Genomic DNA, 442 nt, shown 5'->3' on the forward strand with positions numbered 1-442 from the left:
AAGACATCATTTTTCAGACAAAGCGTAGAGCGCTCAAGGCAAAACACGGGTTGGGTTCACCCCTGAGCAGTAGCAAAAAGCCCCTGGGTTTCATGACGGCCCGAACCGCTTCTTTTCGTGCCACGCAGCCAGTCGATATCTTTCTCACCGCTGAGCGGCAGTACTCGCGCTCCGTCGCTCGCCTGGCGATCGACACTGGGCGATACTTCAGGGCGCTATTCGCTGATGGAATTCAGGCCGTACATTCGCTGCCCACAGCCGTGCATGGCCGACAACAAAAATGGCTATCAAAATAGCTGTGAAAGGCTAGATTCTTGATTTTCCATACCATGGCATAAGCTGGCATGCAAGTTGCATTTTGGTCGCAATAATGGCGAAATATCGTCTGCTGAAAGCATCAGATAAAGAAAATTGTAACTATTCAGGTGGCTGCGGATGGCAT

Annotated in this window: 1 protein-coding gene; it reads left to right on the plus strand. The window is 50.7% G+C overall.

Features of this window, described 5'->3' with window-relative positions; translation table 11 throughout:
* On the plus strand, positions 1 to 296 hold a 296-nt coding region (locus tag CCD76_RS20260; protein ID WP_218777096.1), incomplete at its 5' end, for a hypothetical protein.
* Positions 297 to 442: the final 146 nt, after the last annotated feature.

This window comes from Salinicola salarius, assembly GCF_002179555.1.
GTDB classification, from domain to species: Bacteria; Pseudomonadota; Gammaproteobacteria; order Pseudomonadales; family Halomonadaceae; genus Salinicola; species Salinicola salarius_A.